At 69.9% G+C, this 19032-nt stretch carries 15 protein-coding genes; 1 reads left to right on the top strand and 14 read right to left on the bottom strand.

What is annotated here, in order from left to right; all coding sequences use genetic code 11:
- Positions 1-107: 107 nt before the first annotated feature.
- From V5F61_RS18740 to V5F61_RS18805, 14 genes are all read right to left on the bottom strand, one after another.
- A complete protein-coding gene (locus V5F61_RS18740; RefSeq protein ID WP_393989286.1) occupies positions 108-1571 on the bottom strand; it encodes an aldehyde dehydrogenase family protein in 1464 nt (487 codons plus the stop codon).
- Positions 1572-1681: 110 nt separating this feature from the next.
- Positions 1682-3406: a thiamine pyrophosphate-binding protein gene (locus tag V5F61_RS18745; protein WP_393989285.1), complete on the bottom strand. Its 1725-nt coding sequence runs from the start codon at positions 3404-3406 to the stop codon at positions 1682-1684.
- A 78-nt stretch (positions 3407-3484) separates the two neighbouring features.
- Complete coding sequence (locus V5F61_RS18750) at positions 3485-4822, bottom strand: MFS transporter (RefSeq protein ID WP_393989284.1); 1338 nt, start codon at positions 4820-4822, stop codon at positions 3485-3487.
- A gap of 34 nt (positions 4823-4856) precedes the next feature.
- Positions 4857-5663 (bottom strand): enoyl-CoA hydratase/isomerase family protein, encoded by an 807-nt coding sequence (locus V5F61_RS18755; protein WP_393989283.1) that lies wholly within the window; start codon positions 5661-5663, stop codon positions 4857-4859.
- A gap of 42 nt (positions 5664-5705) precedes the next feature.
- On the bottom strand, positions 5706-7250 hold the full coding sequence (locus V5F61_RS18760; RefSeq protein ID WP_393989282.1) for an AMP-binding protein: 1545 nt from the start codon (positions 7248-7250) through the stop codon (positions 5706-5708).
- The gene (locus V5F61_RS18765) at positions 7243-7761 is read right to left on the bottom strand and encodes a (2Fe-2S)-binding protein (protein WP_393989281.1); all 519 of its coding nucleotides are present in this window, start codon (positions 7759-7761) and stop codon (positions 7243-7245) included. Before V5F61_RS18765 ends, V5F61_RS18760 begins: the two co-directional genes overlap by 8 nt.
- Entirely contained in the window at positions 7749-8573 is an 825-nt protein-coding gene (locus V5F61_RS18770) for an FAD binding domain-containing protein (protein WP_393989280.1), read from the bottom strand. The genes V5F61_RS18765 and V5F61_RS18770 overlap by 13 nt, the downstream gene beginning before the upstream one ends.
- Positions 8570-11563: a xanthine dehydrogenase family protein molybdopterin-binding subunit gene (locus V5F61_RS18775; RefSeq protein ID WP_393989279.1), complete on the bottom strand. Its 2994-nt coding sequence runs from the start codon at positions 11561-11563 to the stop codon at positions 8570-8572. Before V5F61_RS18775 ends, V5F61_RS18770 begins: the two co-directional genes overlap by 4 nt.
- Before the next feature lie 320 nt (positions 11564-11883).
- Positions 11884-12726: a helix-turn-helix domain-containing protein gene (locus tag V5F61_RS18780; RefSeq protein ID WP_393989278.1), complete on the bottom strand. Its 843-nt coding sequence runs from the start codon at positions 12724-12726 to the stop codon at positions 11884-11886.
- 16 nt (positions 12727-12742) lie between these two features.
- Positions 12743-13516: an ABC transporter permease gene (locus V5F61_RS18785; RefSeq protein WP_393989277.1), complete on the bottom strand. Its 774-nt coding sequence runs from the start codon at positions 13514-13516 to the stop codon at positions 12743-12745.
- Positions 13516-14352 carry an ABC transporter ATP-binding protein gene (locus V5F61_RS18790; RefSeq protein ID WP_393989276.1) on the bottom strand — a complete coding sequence of 279 codons (837 nt, stop codon included), beginning with the start codon at positions 14350-14352 and terminating at the stop codon, positions 13516-13518. The genes V5F61_RS18785 and V5F61_RS18790 overlap by 1 nt, the downstream gene beginning before the upstream one ends.
- Positions 14353-14467: 115 nt before the next feature.
- A complete protein-coding gene (locus V5F61_RS18795; protein ID WP_393989275.1) occupies positions 14468-15502 on the bottom strand; it encodes an ABC transporter substrate-binding protein in 1035 nt (344 codons plus the stop codon).
- A gap of 101 nt (positions 15503-15603) precedes the next feature.
- Positions 15604-17025, bottom strand: coding sequence for a UbiD family decarboxylase (locus V5F61_RS18800; protein WP_393989274.1), 1422 nt, complete (start codon positions 17023-17025; stop codon positions 15604-15606).
- Between the two features lie 86 nt (positions 17026-17111).
- Positions 17112-17726: a UbiX family flavin prenyltransferase gene (locus V5F61_RS18805; protein WP_393989273.1), complete on the bottom strand. Its 615-nt coding sequence runs from the start codon at positions 17724-17726 to the stop codon at positions 17112-17114.
- 296 nt (positions 17727-18022) lie between these two features.
- On the opposite strand from V5F61_RS18805, the gene V5F61_RS18810 reads away from it, so the two are divergent.
- Positions 18023-19009 carry a LysR family transcriptional regulator gene (locus tag V5F61_RS18810; RefSeq protein WP_393989272.1) on the top strand — a complete coding sequence of 329 codons (987 nt, stop codon included), beginning with the start codon at positions 18023-18025 and terminating at the stop codon, positions 19007-19009.
- Positions 19010-19032: the final 23 nt, after the last annotated feature.

Consider the following 19032-nt stretch of genomic DNA (forward strand, 5'->3'; position numbering starts at 1 on the left):
AGGAGGTGCCGCGGCTGGAAATGGGGAACGTGGGAAGGGGAGGCGTCAGACCATCGGCCCTGGTCTTCGACCGGTGCCGGGTGGGTGTCGCTCAAGGACCTCTGGCGTCAGACGACGCCGGCCTCCTGGAAGATGTGCTTGATCTCCATGAAGTCGATCAGCGCGTCATAACCGTGCAGGCGGCCGAGGCCGCTGCGCCGGTAGCCACCGGTCTCGGCCTCCGCGAACAGCTTGTTGTGGTCGTTGATCCAGACCGTGCCGTTGCGCAGCGCCCGCGCCACCCTGAGCGCCCGCGCGCCCTCGCGGGTCCACACGCTGGCGGACAGGCCGTATTGGGAGTGGTTGGCGCGGCGCACCGCGTCCTTCTCGTCGCTGAAGCGCTCGATCACCACCAGCGGGCCGAAGATCTCCTCCTGCACGAAGAAGGCTCCGGTATCCGCGTGGGCGACCAGCGTCGGGGTGAGGAAGGCGCCTCCTTCCGGCCCCCCGGCGGGGCGGGTTCCCGCCAGCACCACCTCGTCGGCGATGGCCATGGCTTCCGCGGTGCGCTGCTCCACCGCGGCGCGGGCGGTCGTGTCGATGAGCGGTCCTATCTGCGCGCCGGCCGCGTCGCCGGGCGCCACCTTCAGGGCCGCCAGGGCTTCCCTGAGCGCGCCCTTCATCTCGTCGTAGCGGCTCTCGTGCACCAGGACCCGGCGCGCCGCCGTGCACTGCTGGCCGGAGATGATGGTGGCCGCCGCCGCCAGCTTCGGGGCCACGGCGGCGATGTCCGCATCCTCGAACACGAGGCAGCAGGACTTGCCGCCCAGCTCCAGCGAGAGCTTCTTCATGGTGGGCGCGGCATCGGCCATGATGCGGGCGCCGGTGGCGTTGGAGCCGGTGAAGGAGATCACGTCCACGTCGTCGGAGGTCACCAGCGCCTGCGCCACCTCGTGGCCGGTCTCCGCCACCAGGTTGACGACGCCCTTCGGCAGGCCCTCCGCCTCGGTGAGGGTGCGCAGGATCTCGGCGGTGACGAGGGCGGTCTGCGGCGCCGGCTTCACCACCGCCGTGCAGCCGGCCGCCAGCGCCGGGGTCAGCGCCCGGACGAGCAGCACCGCCGGCGCGTTCCAGGGGATGATGAGGCCCGCGACGCCCGCCGGCTCCTTGAGAAGGGTGGCGAAGGCGCCCGGCTCCACCTCGAACACGTGGCCGGGGATGTAGCGGGTGATGCCGGCATAATAGCGGATCTCCGAGATGGAGCCCGCGATCTCGCCCCGCGACTGGGCCAGCGTCTTGCCGTTCTCGGCGGTGAGGAGGCGGGCGAGGTCCTCGGCGCGGCGCTCCATGGCATCGGCCCAGCGCAGCATCACCATCTGCCTCAGGCGCGGCGCCTGGGCCCAGTCCGGCCGCTCGAAGGCGCGGCGGGCGGCGGCGATGGCGGCCTCCGCATCGGCCCGGCCGCTGGCGGGGAAATGGCCCAGCACCGCCCCGGTGGCGGGGTCGATGCTCGGCGCAGTGGCGCCGGAGACGGCATCGATCCAGGCGCCGTCCACGTGGTTGCGGGCCTTGAGTGAGGCGATGGCGTTCAATGTTGTTCCTCCTGCTTTCCGGGCGCGCGCCTCGGTGCCGGCCGCGTTCGTTTCCGGATCGTCCGTGTCGCGCGGCGCCCGCTCTTTCCGGCGGGCACCGCGGTGGTGCCTCAGCCCTTGCCGTGCCCGGCCTTCAGCGCCGCCGCGCGCAGGCCGGAGAGGGTGGCGGAGGGGGTGATGGCTTCCGGATCGATGACCAGCTCCAGCAGGGCCGGGCGCTTCTCCTCCGCCGCGAAGGCGCGGGCGCGGGCGAAGGCGTCGGCGAAGGCCGCCGTCTCCTCCACCCGCTCGCCGAACGCGCCATAGGCCCGCGCCAGGGCCGGAAAATCCGGGTTCTCCAGGCTCGTGGCATAGACGCGGCCGGGATATTCCCGCTCCTGGTGCATGCGGATGGAGCCGTACATGCCGTTGTTCACCACGATCACCACCACGCCCGCCCCGTATTGGCGGGCGGTGATGAGCTCCTGCCCGCTCATGAGGAAGCAGCCGTCGCCGGCGAAGCACACCACCTCGCGCCGGGGATCGTGGAGCTTGGCGGCGATGGCGGCCGGCAGGCCGTAGCCCATGGCTCCCGAGGTGGGCGCGAGCTGGGTGCGGAAGCCGCCGTAGCGGTGGAACTTGTGCACCCAGATGGCGTAATTGCCGGCGCCGTTGGTGATGATGGCATCCTTCGGCAGGGTCGCGCGCAGGTGCTCCATCACCGCGCCGAGGTCGAGCCGGCCGGGCATGGTGCCCGGCGTCTGGTCGGCCAGGTATTCGGCGCGGGCGGCCTTCACGGAAGCGCTCCAGGGCATGGGGGAGCGCCAGCCGGCGGGGCCCTTGCCCTTGAGCGCGGCGGCGGCCGCCGCGAACTCGCGCATGCCGGCGTTGATGAGCAGGTCGCCCTGGTAGACGCGGCCCAGCTCCTGCGGATCGGCATGGACATGGACGAAGCGCTGCGCCGGGCGCGGCACGTCGAACAGGGTGTAGCCGCCGGTGGTGGTTTCGCCCAGGCGCGGCCCCACCGCCAGGATGAGATCCGCCGCGCGAATGCGCGCGACCAGCTTGGCGCTCGGGCCGAGGCCCGCGTGGCCGATATAGTTGGGGTTGTGGTTGTCGAGGATGTCCTGGCGGCGGAAGGCGGCCGCCACCGGCAGGTCGAATGCCTCGACGAAATGCCGGAGGTCGCGGCACGCCTGCGCATCCCAGCCACCGCCGCCGACGATGACGAGGGGATGGGCGCTCTCCTCCAGCATTGCGCGGAGGCGGGCCATGTCGGCCGCGCCCGGATGGGCCGCGACGCGCTTGTAGGCGCCCGCGTCGCGCGCCTCGGCGCCGGCCGCCAGCACGTCCTCCGGCAGCGCCACCACCACCGGGCCCGGGCGGCCCGAGACCGCCACGTGGAACGCGCGGGAGACCAGCTCGGGGATGCGCTCGGGCCGGTCGATCTCCACCACCCACTTGGCCATGCCGCCGAACATGGCTGGATAGTCTACCTCCTGCCACGCCTCGCGCTGGCGCATGTCCGAGCCCACCTGGCCGATGAACAGCACCATGGGGGTGGAATCCTGCGAGGCCGTGTGGACGCCGATGGCCGCGTGGCTCGCGCCCGGTCCGCGGGTGACGAAGCACACGCCGGGCCGGCCCGTGAGCTTGCCGTAGGCCTCCGCCATGTTGGCCGCCGCCGCCTCGTGGCGGGTGACGATGGTGCGGATGGCGCCCGCCGCCCCCGCGAGCGCGTCCAGGGCGGCGAGGAAGCTCTCGCCCGGCAGGCAGTAGACGGTGTCGACGCCGTGGACCTTGAGCGCGTCCACCAGGATTTCGCCGCCGGTGCGGATGTTCGCGGATTGCTGCATGGTGTTGCCCGTTCTTGCTTTTGCGCGGACCCCGCGCGCGGCGGTCCGCGCCGGCCCCGAAGGCCGGCGCGGTCGATGTTAGCGGAAGTTGCCCTTCGTCTCCGGCACGATCAGCGCGCCCACGAGGTAGAGGACGAACACCGCGCCCGCGAAGATGGAGAGCGACAGCGGCAGCGCCGCCGGGGTGGGGCTCGCCAGCGAGACGAAGGTGGGCATCATGCCGCCGACCGCGAAGCCGATGTTCCATGACAGGCCGGTGCCGGTGGCGCGCATGGCCGTCGGGAACCGCTCGTTCAGGAAGATCAGCACCGGCGCATAGCCGGCATTGCCGATGAAGGCGATGCCCAGCGCATAGAGGACGATGGTCTTCAGGTCGCTCGCCCCGGCCATGCCCATGTAGAAGGTCGGTAGCAGGATGATGGCGGCGACGCCGACCATAAGAAAGGTCTTCTTGCGGCCGATGATGTCGCTGAGCGCCCCCACCAGCACCGCCGCCACCAGCGCGGAGAGCGAGCAGGCCATGAGGATGTAGGACGACGTCTGGTTGGGAAGCTGGTTGATGAGCTTCAGGAAGGTGGGCATGTAGCCGGAGGTGAGGTAATAGCCCGCGCCGCCGCCGATGGTGATGAAGAGGTTCACCAGCAGCACGTTGCGGTAGCCGCCCGCGAACAGGGCCTTCAGCGGGGTGTGGCTGTCCTGGCCCTGCGCCTTCTTGGCGGCCTTCTGCTTCTGCATTTCCTGCCAGTAGGGGGATTCTTCCAGGTTGCGGAAGATGAACCAGCCGAGGAAGGAGGAGAGCAGGCCGGAGAAGAACATCACCCGCCAGCCCATTTCCGCGAACGCCTCGCCCGGAAACAGGGTGGAGGTGATGAGGAACACCGCCGACGCCAGCAGCGCGCCGATGCCCGCGCCGCCGCCGCCCACCAGGCCGGACATGAAGCCGCGCCAGTTGGCGGGTACCGATTCCGTGCCGATGGTGTGGGTGGAGGCCACCACGCCGCCCACGAACACGCCCTGCACCAGGCGCAGCAGGAGGAACAGGACGGGCGCGATGGCGCCGACCTGGTGGATGGTGGGCAGCAGGCCAAACGCCGCCGTGGAGAAGCCCACGCCGATGATGGCCACCAGCATCGCCCCCTTGCGGCCGTGGGCATCGGCATAGTGGCCGAACACCGCCGAGCCGATGGGCCGCATCAGCAGCGTCACCGCGAACGAGGCGTAGACCGCCGCCAGCGACCACGTGGGGTGGGTGGAGGGGAAGAACAGCTGCCCGACCACCGGCGCCACGTAGAGCAGGATGAACAGGTCGAACAGGTCGAGGGACCAGCCCAGCACGGAGGCCACGATGGCGCTGTTGCGCTGGCGGTTCCCCACCGCCATGGCGGTGGGGGAGAGGGATGTATCTTGCGCGGACATTTTTTCGTTTCCTCCCGTGGGCTTCTCGTGCCCGTCAGACGCCCTTGAACCCGGGCTGGCGCTTCTCGTGGAAGGCCTCGACACCTTCCTTGAAATCCTGGGACTGGCGCAGCCGGCTGTAGCAATGGCCTTCCAGTTCGATGGCGATAGAGAGGGGGCTGTCCTCGGTATCGTTCAGCAGCTTCTTGGCGGTGCGCTGGGCGATGGGCGAGAAGGCGACGAGCTCCGCCACCAGGGCGTCGGTGGCCTTTTCCAGGTCGGCGTCGGCCACCTTCTGGGTGGCAATGCCCCAGGCCAGGGCCTCGTCGGCGCCGATGCGCTTGGAGCGCATGACGATGTCCTTGGTGCGGGTGATGCCCACCATCTTCTGCAGCCGGGCCGAGCCGCCGGAGCCGGGGATCTGGCCCAGCTTCTGCTCGGGCAGGGCGTATTGGGTGGTGTCGGTGATGATGCGGAAATCGCAGGCCAGCGACAGCTCGAAGCCGACGCCGAAGCAATAGCCGCGGTTGGCGGCGATGACGGGCTTGGCGGCGCGGGCGGGGGCGGCGATGTTCCAGGCGAGCTTGGAGACGTGCTCCGGGGTGGCCTCCATGAAGCCCTTGATGTTGCCGCCGGAGGAGAAATGCTCGCCGATGGCGCGCACGACGATGACGCGCACGCGCTCGTCCTCGTCGAGGGTCTCGAAGGCGATGCGGAGCTGGTCGCGCTGGGCCATGGAGACGACGTTGTAGGGCGGGCGCTCCAGGACGATGTCGGCGCGGGCTTGGGCTTCGTCGATCTCGACGCGGAAGCCGTCCAGGGCTGAAAGGCGCGGATCGGCGAAGGTGTAGGCGGCGGGCATGTGCTTCTCCTTGGGGTAACGTGCTGAAAGGGAATTTGCGGGTCAGGCCGCGCCGCGCGCGGAGGGCGTCTCGGGCGCGTATTCACCGGCCACGAGCTGGCGGCGCAGCAGCTTGCCCACGGGCGATTTCGGGATGTCCTGCACGAACACGAAGCGGCGCGGGCGCTTGAAATTGGCGAGGCCGCCGTCGCGGCACCAGCGGTCCAGCTCCTCCGCCTCCACCGGCGCCTTCCGCTTCAGGAAGGCGACCACGATCCGGCCCCACTTCTCGTCGGGCAGGCCGACCACCGCCACCTCGGAAACGGCGGGGTGCAGGGACAGGCAGCTCTCGATCTCCACCGGCGAGACGTTCTCGCCGCCGGTGATGATCATGTCGTCCACGCGGCCGGTGACGAACAGGTCGCCGTCGGCGTCCATGAAGCCGGTGTCGCCGGTGAAGTACCAGCCGTCGCGCAGCGACTTGGCATCGGCCTCCGGGCGCCGCCAGTAGCCCTCGAAGGCCTCGTCGCCGGCGAGCAGCGCGATGATCTCGCCTTCCTCGCCCGCGGGGGCGACATCGTCCGGCGTCCGGGCGTTGAGGCGCACCACGCGCACCATCTGGTTGATGCCCGCGCGGCCGGCGGAGCCGGGCTTCAGCACCGCCTTCTGGTCGATGGAGAAGGTGTAGATCTCCGACGAGCCGTAGTGGTTCACGAACAGCTCGGGGTGGAACGCGGCATCAAGCTTCTTCAGCAGCCCGTCGGTCATGGAGGCGCCGGCGAAGCCGAGCTTGCGCACGCTCGACACGTCGGTGGCGGCGAAGGCGGGGTCGTGCACGAGGTCGTGGTAGAGGGTCGGCACCAGATAGAGGTTGGTGATGCCCTCGCGGGCGATCAGCTCCAGCGCGGTCCGCGTGTCGTAGCGCGGCAGGCACACGAAGGTGCCGCCGATGACCGACATGGCGATGAGCGAGCGCACCCCCATGGTGTGGTAGAGCGGCATCACGCCCAGCGTCACCTCGCCCCGCCGGTAGAGGTTCTGCGCCACATGGGCGACGCCGGCCGCACGCTCCGCCCGGTGGCGGCGCGGCACTCCCTTGGGGCGGGAGGTTGTGCCGGAGGTGTAGAGCATGATGGACCAGGCATCCGCCCCCACCCGCGCCACCGGCGCGCCGCCCTCGCCGGCCACCAGATCGGCGAAGGGCAGGGCGCCCTCCGCCTCGGCGCCGACGGAGATGCGCACGAGGCCGGCGGCGCGCTTGGCCTCGGCTGCGGCCTCGGCGGAGACGGGCTCGAACACCAGGGCCTTGGCCTCGGCATTCTCCAGGCAGAAGTCGATCTCGTCCCCCTTCGCGCGCCAGTTGATGGGGGTGATGACGAGCCCGGCGAACTGGCAGGCCCAGTGCAGCGTCGCCGCCTCCCAGCGGTTCTGGAGCACGCTGACGATATGGTCTCCCGGCCGCAGGCCGAGGCGGTCGAAGGCGCCCACCAGGGCCGAGATCCTGGCCAGCCACTGGCGATAGGTGAGGCGCAGCTCGCCGTCCACGACGGCGATGGCCTCCGGATCTCGTTCCACGCTGGCGAGGAAGCTGGTGCCGAGGTCAAGCATGGGCGGTTTCCTCTTTGTTTTTACGAAGTTCCGCGGCGGCCTCCAGGGCGGCGCGGACGATGGGCGTGTAGCCGGTGCACCGGCACAGGTGGCCGGAGATCAGGTCCCGCACGGCGGCCTCGTCGGGCTCGGGGTTCGCCGCGAGGAAGGCGTCGAGGGACATGAGGATGCCGGCGGAGCAGAAGCCGCATTGCAGCGCGTGGTTGCGCCGGAAGGCGGCCTGCAGCACGGAGAGCCGGTCCGGCGCGGGCGCGAGGCCCTCCACCGTGCGGATGGCGGCGCCCTCCACCTGCACCGCCAGGGTGAGGCAGGAGCGGGCGAGCATGCCGTCCACCTCCACCGTGCAGGCGCCGCACACGCCGTGCTCGCAGCCCACGTGGGTGCCGGTGGCGCCGATCTCGTGGCGCAGGAAATCCGAGAGCAGCGTGCGCGGGCTGGCGAGGCCGCAGACCGGCCGGCCGTTGAGGGTGAAGGACACCTTGTGGCGGTTGTCGGCGCTCAGGCGCGGCATCGTCTCGCCTCCTCGATGGTCGAGCGGCCGATGCGGCGCACCAGCTCGCGGCGATAGCGGGCGCTCGCGTGCACGTCGTCGCGGGCATCGAGCTCGTAGGCGAGGGCGTTGAGCGCGTCGTCGAGGGCGGAGCCTTCGAGGAGCGGCAGGTCGCGCGCCACCGGCATGTCGGCGACGCCGCCCACCGCCAGGCGGATGCCCTGCGCGCTCACCCGCGCGCCGCAGGCGACGATGGCGAAATCCCCATGGCGCCGCGCGATCTCGCGGAAGGCGGTTCCTTCCCCCTCCGCAACCGGGAAGGAGACCGCCTCGATCATCTCGTCGTCGGCCTTGGCGGTGGCCATCATGCCGGTGATGAACGCTTCCGCCGGTACCTTCCGACGCCCGGTGGCGCTGGCGAGGTGCACATGGCCCTCCAGCGCCACCAGGCAGAGCGGCAGCTCGGCGCTCGGGTCCGCATGGGCGATGGAGCCGCACACGGTGCCGCGGCTGCGGGTCTGGGCGTGCCCGGTGAAGGGCAGGGCCTTGGCGATGAGCGGCAGGGCGCGGGAAAGCCCCTCCCACCCCAGCAGCCGCGCCTGCCGCACGCCGGCGCCCACCACCACCTCGCCCTTGCGCGCCTCGATGGCGGCGAGGTCGTCGAGGCGCATGATATCCACCAGCACCCTGGGGCGGGCGAGGCGCATGTTGAGCATGGCCATGAAGGACATGCCGCCGGCCAGGATGCGGGCATCGGCGCCTTCCGCCTTCAGGACCGCCAGGGCTTCCTGCCGGCTTTCGGCGCGCACGTAGTCGAAGGGGGCCGGCTTCATGGCGCGCGCCTCCCGAAAAGGGCGGAGAGCCGGGCGAGCAGCCGGGACAGAAGTCCCGGCGCCGCTGCCCCACCGCCCCCCGCTTTGCGGGCGAGGGCAGCGAAGAATTGGCCGATGATCACTTTGGCGGCGCCGTCCAGCAGGCGGCCGCCGACGCTCGCCACCTTGCCGCCCACGAACGCCTCGTAGGTGTAGGCGAGGTGGGTTCCGCCCGCGTCGTCCGGGGTCAGGGTGATGGCGCCTTTGCCGCCGCCGAAGCCGAGGTTCCCGTCCACCCGGCCGCTGAGGGTCACCGCCTTGGGCGGATCGAGGTCGGCGAGGGCGACTTCCGCCTTGTAGCGCCCCTTCACCGGACCGATGCCGAGGGTGACGTCGGCGCGGAAGGCGGTGTCCGACACCTTCTGGACCCCGTGGGCGCCGGGAATGATGGCCGCGAGCGTCTCGGGATCCAGCAGCATGGCCCAGATGGCCTCGGGCGCCGCGGCCACATGCGCCTTGCCTTCGCCGCGCAGGAGCCGCTCGCCCTTTCCCCCGCCGGCCGGCGCTGCCGTGACGGGCCGCAGGCCGGCGGGGGCGGGCGCCTCCGCCCCGTGAGTCAGGGCAGCCAGGGCGGAGGGAACCAGGGGAAGCCGCACCTCCTGCACGCCGAGGGCGTCGGCCACAGCATTGGCGAGGCAGACCGGGGTGGACATGCAATTGCCCTCACCCACGCCCTTGGCGCCCAGGGGGGTAAAGGGGGAGGGGGTCTCGGTGTGGACGATGACCGGCTCGGGCACCTCCATGGCGGTGGGCACGAGATAGTCGGCCAGCGTGCCGGTCAGGAAGCTGCCGTCCGGGCCGTAGGCGTATTCCTCCAGCAGAGCCGCGCCCAGCGCGTGGGCGAAGCCGCCGCGGATCTGCCCGTCCACCATGCCGGGATGGAGGATGGTGCCGCAGTCGTGGGCCGTCACGTAGCGGTCGATGCGGATCTCGGCCGTGTCGCGGTCGATCTCGATGCCGCAGTAGTCGAAGATGAAGCCGTGGCAGAGGGAGGAGTTGATGTGGTCGGCGTCATCGGCCGCCGTCAGCTCCGGCGGGGTCCAGAACACGGTCTCGCGGATGGTGGGCGCCGTGTCCTCCGGCAACTGGCCCGGCGACCAGTGGGAGAGCGCGGCGACGCGGGAGAAAGCGAGCGCGTTGGCGGGGTTCGAGCGAGCACAGAGCTTGCCGCCCTGGAACACCACTTCCTCCACCGGCACGTTGAGCTGGGCCGCGGCGATGCGCGCGAGGCGGGCGGCGATACGGTCCGCCGCGAGCCTCGCGGCACCCGCCACGGCGGCGGCGAAGCGGCTGGAATAATTGCCGGAGGCGATGGACCAGGCGTCCTTCGCCGTGTCCATCTCCGCGTTCACCTTGATGTCGGCGGGCGTGAGGCCGAGCACGTCGGCCACCACCTGCGAGAGCACCGTGCGGTGGCCCTGGCCCTGGGGCACGGAGGCCACGTGCACGCTCACCGAGCCCACCGGATCGATGGCGATAGTGGCGGTGGCCTGGGCGCCGTTCTTTGGCCCCGCCTTCCTGCGCTCCTGGGGGGTGAGGACGGTGGCGATATAGCCCATGTTCGACACGGAGGGCTCCACCGCGGCGGCGAAGCCGATGCCGTAGAGCCGCCCTTCGGCCCGCGCCGCGTCGCGCCGCGCGACCAGCTCGTGAAGCCCGCCGGCCGCGATGCCCCTGGCCATGGTCTTCTGATAGTCGCCGGAATCGAGCAGGGCGCCCGGCGCGGTGCGATAGGGGAAGGCATCCGCCGGGATGAGGTTGCGGCGGATCACCTCCAGCGGATCGAGGCGGAGTTCCACCGCGATCTGCTGCATCAGCCGTTCCAGGGCAAAATAGACCTGCGGACCGCCGAAGCCCCGGTTGAGTCCCGTGGGGCACTTGTTGGTCACCACCACGCGATTGCGCACCGCGAGGCTGGGAATGGCGTAGGCCCCCGTGAGGTTGCCGTGCATGCGGTAGAGGGTGGCGGGCTCCGGCGCGCGCAGATGGGCGCCGCAATCCTCCACCTGGTCGTAGTCGAGGGCGGTCACGCGGCCGTCCTCCGTCACCGCCGCCGAGATGGTGGTGGCGCGGTTGGTGGCCGAGACCGAGGCCATCAGGTGCTCCAGCCGGTCCTCGATCCATTTCACCGGGCGCCCGCTGACCCGCGCCGCCACCGCGCCGAGCACGATGTAGGGGAAGATGCCCTGCTTGACGCCGAAGGAGCCGCCGCTGTCACGTGGGGTGCGCAGGCGCAGCCGGTTACCCGGCACCTTGAGCGCCCGTGAGATTACCGCATGGATGGAGAACGGGCCCTGGAAATTGGCGAGGACGTCGTAGCTGTCCTCGTGCGGGTCATATTCGGCAACGAGGCCGTAGGTCTCGATGGGCGTGCAGGAATTGCGCGGGTAGGCGACCGAGATGGACACCCTGTGCGCCGCCTGCGCGAAGGCGCGCTCGGGGTCGCCGTAGCGGAAGGTGCGGTCCGAGGCGACATTGGCCGGGAAGCCGTTGTGCAGCAGCGGGGCGCCCTCGGCGATGGCCTCCAGGGGGTCCACCACGGCCGGGCGGGTGTCGTAGGCCACCTCGATGAGATCGAGGGCGTCCTCGGCCACGTAACGGTCCTGCGCCACCACCAGCGCCACCGGCTCGCCCACGTAGCGCACGCGGTCCACCGCCAGCGGCCAGCATTCCACGGGTGCCTTCACGCCCACCACCAGGGAGGAGGTGTGGCGCTGGATGTCCGCGCCGGTCAGGACGGCGGCGACACCGGGCAGGTGCCGGGCGGCGGCGGTGTCGATGGCGCGGATGTCGGCATGGGCGTGGGGCGAGCGCAGGATCGCCATGTGCAGCGTGCCCGGCTTGACGCCCAGGTCGTCCAGGTAGCGCCCGCCGCCGGTGAGGAGCGCGGCATCCTCCACGCGCTCGATGGCCCGGCCGACCCATCCCGTCTCGCGGGTGACATCCAGCATGCGGGCTTTCCTTCCCTCGCTCGCGTCCGGCGCATCGGGGCGCCGTTGGGGGGAAGGTGAAGGCGATGGGCGGCCCGGACCATGCCGAGCCGTCTCATCATTTACCCTCGGGTCTCATTCGGCGTTTTGCGCCGCAGTATTCGCGGGTGCGAGAGATGATGTGTCAGGTCGATATGGGCGCGATCTGATGCAATATGAAGAGTTGTGAGCTGTATATGCATGGGAATAAAGAAAAGGCGCGCCGGACCCTCCATTTCGGGAGGGCGGCGCGCAGGTGGAGAGGGCCGGGCCGCGCGCTACGGGCGCGCGTAGTTGCTTGATTACAGCGCCATGCGCGAGATGCTGCGGAACGCGCTGGGCGTGACGCCGGTGTGGTCGCGGAAGAAGCGCGTGAAGTGGGAGGGCGCGGCGAAGCCCAGCCGCTCGCCGATGTCGGAAAGGCTGCCCTCTTCCGCCGTCACCGCCGCCACCGCCGCCTCCACCCGCATCACATTGAGATAGATGCGCGGCGGCACGTTGGTGGAGGCTTCGAACAGGCGAAAGAAATGGGCGCGGGAAAGGCCCGCCTCGCGGGCCAGGGCGGTGGTGTCCACGTCCTCGGCGAGGTTGGCGCGCATGCCCTCCACCACCCGGCGGATGCGCCAGTCCATGCGTCGCTGGGCATCCAGGGTGCGGATGGAGGAGAAGGAGCGCCAGGGCGTGAAGCGCTCCACCACCGCGATCATGAGATCGGCCAGGAGCGCCTCGTGCGTCTTCGCCGCGTCCGGCCGCGCCATCATCTCCTCGGCGAGGTCGCGGGTGAGGCGGAAGATGCGGGGTGAGACCTCGCCGCAGGGCTGCTCGAAGAAGCCGGGAACGCCGGAGGCGCCCCACCCGGGCCGGAAGTTCCTCAGCCATTCCGGCTCGATGTAGAGCGCCAGGATCACCGTCTTCGGCTGCTCCGGCTCGTGGACATAGGCATGGGGCTCCCACCCGTTCACCAGAACGCAGGTCCGGTCGGTGAGGGGAGCGATCCCCTCACCGACCGCGAAGCTGGTGTCCGCGCCTTCCACCTTCAGCAGCACATGGCAGTGGGGGTGGGCATGGCGCACCAGGGGGCGGTCCATGTCGAGCAGGGCCACCCGCCCGAACGCGCCGTGCGCGATCCTCAGGGCATTGGACATTGACGCCTCTTCGCGGTCACGCCCGCGCCTTCCAGGGGATCAGCAGCCGCTCCACCTCGTCCAGGATGGCCGAGAACACGAAGCCGAGCAACGCGATGACCAGCAGGCCGACATACATGGTGTCAACGGTCAGCACCTGCCATGCGTTCCAGATCATGTAGCCGATGCCGTCGGAGGAGGCGACCATCTCGGAGATGGCGATCAGGATCAGCCCCATGCCCATGGCCAGCTTCACGCCCGCCATGATGGAGGGCAGGGCGCCCGGCAGCGCGATGGTGCGGAATACCTGCCAGCGGCTGGCGCGGAAGTTGTGGCCCACGTCCAGGTAGATCTTGTCGATGTTGGCGACGCCCATCACGGTATTGATGAGGATGGGGTAGAAGGCGCCCAGCGCCACCATCACCACCTTCGACATCTCGCCCAGGCCGAAGATGAGCAGCACCAGCGGCAGGATGGCGCTTTTCGGGATGGGATAGGTGGCCGAGATGAGCGGATCGATGGCCGCCCGCAGGGGCTTCGAAATGCCCATGGCGAGGCCGAGGAACAGCGCCGGTATTCCGCCCAGCAGCATGCCCAGCACAAGCCGCCGCAGGCTGGCGAGGAGGTTGGTCCACAATTCGCCGGAGGCGATGAGCGCGCCGAAGGTGTGGACGATGCTCGACGGCGGCGGGAAGAAGCGGGCGTCGATGAGGCCGAGCCGCGCCGCCGCCTCCCACAGGCCCAGCAGCACCAGGGGCGTGAGGAAGCCGATGAACCGCTCGCCGAAGGGGAAAGCCTTCTTCTGTGCCATCACTTGCCTCCCTCGGCATTCAGGCGGGCCCGCTGCACTTCCTCGCGCAGCTGCTCCCAGATGTGGAAGACGAGCTCGCCATAGGCCGGGTCGTGGCGCAGCTCGAGCACGTTGCGCGGGCGGGCGAAGGGCACGTCGATGATGGCCTTCTCCCGCCCCGGATTGGCGGTCATGATCATGATGCGGTCGCCCAGCGTCACCGCCTCGTCCACCGAGTGGGTGATGAAGACCACGGTCTTCTTGGTGGCCTCCCAGATGCGCAGCAATTCTTCATGCAACAGCATCTTGTTCTGCTCGTCGAGCGCCGAGAAGGGCTCGTCCATGAGCAGGATCTCGGGATCGTTGGCGAAGGCGCGCACGATGGAGACGCGCTGGCGCATGCCGCCGGAGAGCTGGTTCGGGTAGCGGTCTCGGAAGCGGTAGAGGCCGATGCGCTCCAGCCAGAGCTTCACGCTCTCCTCCACCTCCTTCTCGTGCACGCCGCGCATGCGCAGGCCGTAGGCGGCGTTTTCGTAGACGGTCATCCAGGGGAACAGGCTGTCGCCCTGAAACACCATGGAGTTTTCCGGCCGGCTCGGGTCGATCCGGTTCATCGCCATGGTGCCTTCGCTGACGCTTTCCAGGCCGGCGAGCATGCGCAGGAGGGTGGTCTTGCCGCAGCCGGAAGGGCCGACGATGACGAAGAACTGTCCCTGCGGGATGTCGATGTCGATGCCGTCCACGGCGACGAAGCCCGACGAGCCGAAATACTTGCGCACGCCCCGAAGCGAGATCTGCACGGGCACCTGAGCGGGGGCGGCGCTCGGTTTCGGGCTCAACATGCTCACCACGGCCATAGTCTGGATCCTCCCGGTCCGTCATGGAGCCCCGTGGCCGCGGGCGCGGGCCGGGGTCTTCTCTTTTGGGGTTCGGAAAAACGGGGGCGCCGGGCTGTCGGCGCCCGCGGTCGCGTCAGTTCTGGGCGGCCTTGTAGGGGCCGAGCACCTTCACGGCGGCGGTGGCGAACGAGGGGTCCACCACGTCCTCCACCTTGGCGGGCTTCTCGAGATAGCCGTTCTCGGTGAAGAACTTGAGGTCCGCCGCCATGGAGGCGGTATCCACCTTGCCGTCCGGATCGATGCCGTTGGGGATCATCTTCTTGAACAGGTCGGCGTCCTTCAGGCCGGTGGTGCGCATGATGGTCTTGACGACCTCGTCCGCCCCCTTGCCGTCGAACCGGCCGCCGGCGGTGGCGTCGTTGAACACGCGGGCCGATTTCACATAGGCGTTCATGAAGCGCTGGGCGACGTCGCGGCGCTTGGCGATGAAGTCGCCGCCATAGAGCAGCACCGCCACCTGCTGGTTGGGATACCCATCCACGACGAAGCGCACGGCCACATTGTTGTCCACCGCCTGGGTGGCGGAGGGCTCGGTGGTGATGGCGGCGTCGATGGCGCCGGTGGTGAAGGCGGCGATCTGCTGGGGGTAGCCGATGTAGTTGTTGTTCACATCCTTGTAGCCGAGCCCTGCCTGGCCGAGGATGTGGGCGAGCTTGGCGTTGGTGGCCGCGCCGGGGCCCACCGCGCCCACCTTCAGGCCCTTCAGGTCGGCCACCGTCTTCACCTTGCCGGCGTCCACTAGGTCCTTGCGGACCATCAGGGGCATGTAGTCATAGCCCTTGGGGGTGGAGCCCTTGTCGGCCACGACCTTGATGTCGATGCCGCGCGCGGCGGCGTTGTAGAGGCCGGCCGAGGAGGCGCCGGCGCCCACGTCGATCTGGCCGGCGCCGAGGGGGGCGATCATCTTCGGCCCGGAATCGAAGGTGACCAGCTCCACCTCCAGCCCCTGCTCCTTGAAGAAGCCGCGCTCCTGGGCGAGGTGGAACACCACGTCGGAGATCACGTTGTTGATACCCACCCGCACCTTGTCCGCGGCGCTGGCGGGGCCGGCGGCGATGAAGGCCGCCGCGAGCGCGCCGGCGGCGAGGAAACGCCTTCTGGTCGTCATGAGCTGTGGTCCTCCCGGTTTCGCATGTCCGGTGCGTCGTTGCGCCCGGCTTCTGTGACTTCAATTTGGGGCTTGGCGACCCCGTCGGGTTTTCGCCGCCGTTACGACACCTGCGCGACGATGCGCGCGAAGGCGGCGTTGGGGTCCTTCACCAGCACCTCGGAGAGGTTCACCTCCTCCTCGCCCTTCACGTGGATGCGGCGGAAGGCCAGCGGATCGTCGGAGAGGGGCGCGGTGGCGTCGAGGCCGAGCTTGGCGCCGATGCCGTCATCGGTGGAGGGGTCGAGCTTGGAGCCCTGGGCACCCGAGACCACCACCATGTCGCGGTCCGCCTGGAAGCGGGTGGCGATGGCCCATTCGATCTCGTCGGCGCTGGAGATGTCCACGTCCTTGTCCACCACCACCACCTGCTTCACGTCGTAGTGGCCGCCGAACGCGCCGAGGATGATGTTCTTGGCCTCGCCCTCCCGCGTCTTGTCGATCTTCACCACCAGGTGGTAGCGGCAGGTGCCGCCGCGGGTGAGCCGCACGTCGAGCACGTTGGGGAAGGAGCGCTTCAGGTGCTGGAGCAGCGTCGCCTCGCGCGGCACGGCGCCGAGCACGAGATGCTCGAACGAGCCGCCGACGATGGTGTGGAAGATGGGATGGCGGCGGTGGGTGACCGCATCCACCTTGATCACCTCCCGTGCCGCGCGCGGGCCGTAATATTGCGGGAATTCGCCGAACGGGCCTTCCGGCTCGCGCACCTTGGGCAGGATGCGCCCTTCCACCACGATTTCCGCGTGGGCGGGCACGCGCACCGAATTGGTGCGGCACTTCACCATTTCCACCGGGCGGCCGAGCAGCGCGCCGGCGATCTCCATCTCGTCCTCGTCGAGGGCGCAGATGGCCTGGGAGGCGAGCAGCAGCGCCGGGTGCGCGCCGATGACTATGGCGATCTCCAGCGCCTCGCCCGCCTCTTCCGCCATGCGGTAATAGGCGAGGGTGTGGCGCGGCAGCAGCAGCACGCCGATGCGATCGGGCCCGCTGATCTGGCAGCGGTGGATGGAGACGTTCTGCACGCCCGTCACCGGATTGCGGGCGATGAGCAGGCCAGCGGTGATGTAGGGCCCGCTGTCCAGCTCGTTGTGCTTGGGAATGGGGAGCTGCTTCAGCAGGTCCACGTCCGTGTGCACCACCTCCTGCGCGGCGGCCGAGGTCACCTCCACCCACGGCAGCGGATCGCGCGCCGCCGCCAGGAAGCGGGGCAGCAGCGCCTCCTCGCTCACCTCCAGGGCATCGGCCACCCAGGCGCGCTGGGTGAACAGGTTCACCACCACGGGAATGTCGTGGCCGTCGGGGCGGGGGAACAGCACCGCCTTGTCGCGTTCCGTGCGCTTGGCCACGGCGGCGAGCTCGTCGGCGAGAGCGACGTTCTCCCGCGCCACCGCCAGCTCCCCCCGCGCCGTGAGGGCGGCGAGCCAGGACCGGAGATCGGCGGGCTTCTGGGCATCGGCGGGACGAAGTCGGGGTTCGCTGGACATGGCTGGCCTCTCGGTCGGCGGAAATGTTGACGGCTCGGGGCGCGGAGGGGTGGCGCTCAGGCTTTCACCACTCGGGATTTGCTCACTCAGGCTTTCACCTGGCGCAGCGGGGGCGTGCGGCGCTTCAGGTCGGCATCCTCGCCCCAGCGGCGCACCACGCCGAGGTCGATGTCGAACAGGTCGAGCACCCGCCCCACGGTGTGGTCGATGAGGTCGTCGATGCTCTCGGGCTTGGCGTAGAAGGCGGGCACCGGCGGGGCGATGATGGCGCCCATCTCGGAAACCGCGGTCATGGTGCGCAGGTGGCCGGTGTGCAGCGGCGTCTCGCGCGCCATCAGCACCAGGCGGCGGCGCTCCTTCAGCACCACGTCGGCGGCGCGGGTGAGCAGGCCCGTGGTGACGCCCGAGGCGATCTCGGACATGGAGCGCATGGAGCACGGCGCCACCACCATGCCCATGGTGCGGAACGAGCCGGACGAGATGGCGGCGGCCATGTCGTCCTGGGCGTGGCAGACGGCGGCCAGCGCCTTCACGTCGGCCACCTTCATGTCGCTCTCGTAGGCGAGGGTGATCTCCGCCGTCCGGGACATGACAAGGTGGGTCTCCACCCCCGCGTTGCGCAGGAGCTGGAGCATGCGCACGCCGTACATGACGCCGGAGGCGCCGGAAATACCGATGATGAGGCGCTTCTGATCCAACATGGCGACATCCTTTCCGCCCGCGGGCAGAGCATGTTCCACATCCGGAGCGCGCGAAGGGGTTCGGAGCGCATGGCGCCCGGCCTCTCCCGCCGTCTCCTCCCGTGCCGTGCAGCTTCTGCGTCCCGTTCTTCGGGGGCGGCTGCGTTCTCGGCGCATCGGCACGTGTTTCGTGCCGTTGATCGATTCATAGACAAGGGCGATAATCACTTCAAATAATGAATGTTTATCGCGGCGATCATTTATGATGATTGCATGACGGAGCGCGGCGCCGCGGCCGGGGAGGAAGCGAGAAGCCCATGGATCTCAAGCAGATGCAGTATTTCCTCTGCCTTGCCGAGGTCGGCAACGTCACCCGCGCGGCGCGCCAGCTCAACATCGTGCAACCGGCGCTCAGCATGCAGGTCGCTAAGCTCGAGGCGGAGTTCGGGCAGAGGCTGTTCGACCGCACGGCCCATGGCGTCGCCACCACCGTGGCCGGCGAGGCGTTGGTGCGGCTCCTCACCCCCATCGTGCGCGACGTGGAGCATGCGCGGCAGGAGATGGCGCGCTTCGACGGCCGCATCTCCGGCCGCGTGGTGGCCGGGCTCATCACCTCGGTGGCGCAGAGCACGCTCGCCAGCTCCTCGGCCCGCGTCGCCGCGCAGTTTCCGGACGTCGCCCTCTCCGCCTGCGAGGGCTACACGGAGACGCTGATGGACTGGGTGACCACCGGCCAGCTCGACCTCGCCATCATCAACGTGCCCAAGCACCGGCGCGGCCTCAACGCCCACCACATCCTGGACGAGGAGATGGTGTTCGCCTGCCGGCATTCCGCCCCCGCCCCGGTGCCGGCGCACCTCACCTTCGCCCACCTCGCGCAGTGCGACCTGGTGATGCCCTCGAAGCGCCACGGCCTGCGGATGATCCTGGAGGAGCAGGCGGACGCGGCGGGCATCGAGCTCAATCCGCGCATCGAGATCGACACGCTCTCCGCCATCTGCGAGGTGGTGGCCACCACCGATCTCGTCACCGTGCTGCCCACCATCGCGCTGCACCAGTTCCTGGCGGCGGGGCGGGTGCGTGCGCACCATTTCGCCACGCCGCGCCTCACCCGCTCCATCGCCGTGGTGCACCACCCGCGCCGCTCGGTCTCGGCCGCCGCCGATGCGGTGGTGGAGGTGATCCGCGACGATCTGGTGGCCGCCGCGTCGTCCGCCGCCCGCCTCGTTCACCCGGCGGGAGAAACCGGCGCGCCGGCGGCACGGCCCAAGGGGACGCGCAGGCGCGCGCCGGCGCGATCATGAACAGTGATCGCGGCGATAATTCC

The organism is Xanthobacter sediminis (assembly GCF_043195015.1).
Classification (GTDB): domain Bacteria; phylum Pseudomonadota; class Alphaproteobacteria; order Rhizobiales; family Xanthobacteraceae; genus Xanthobacter.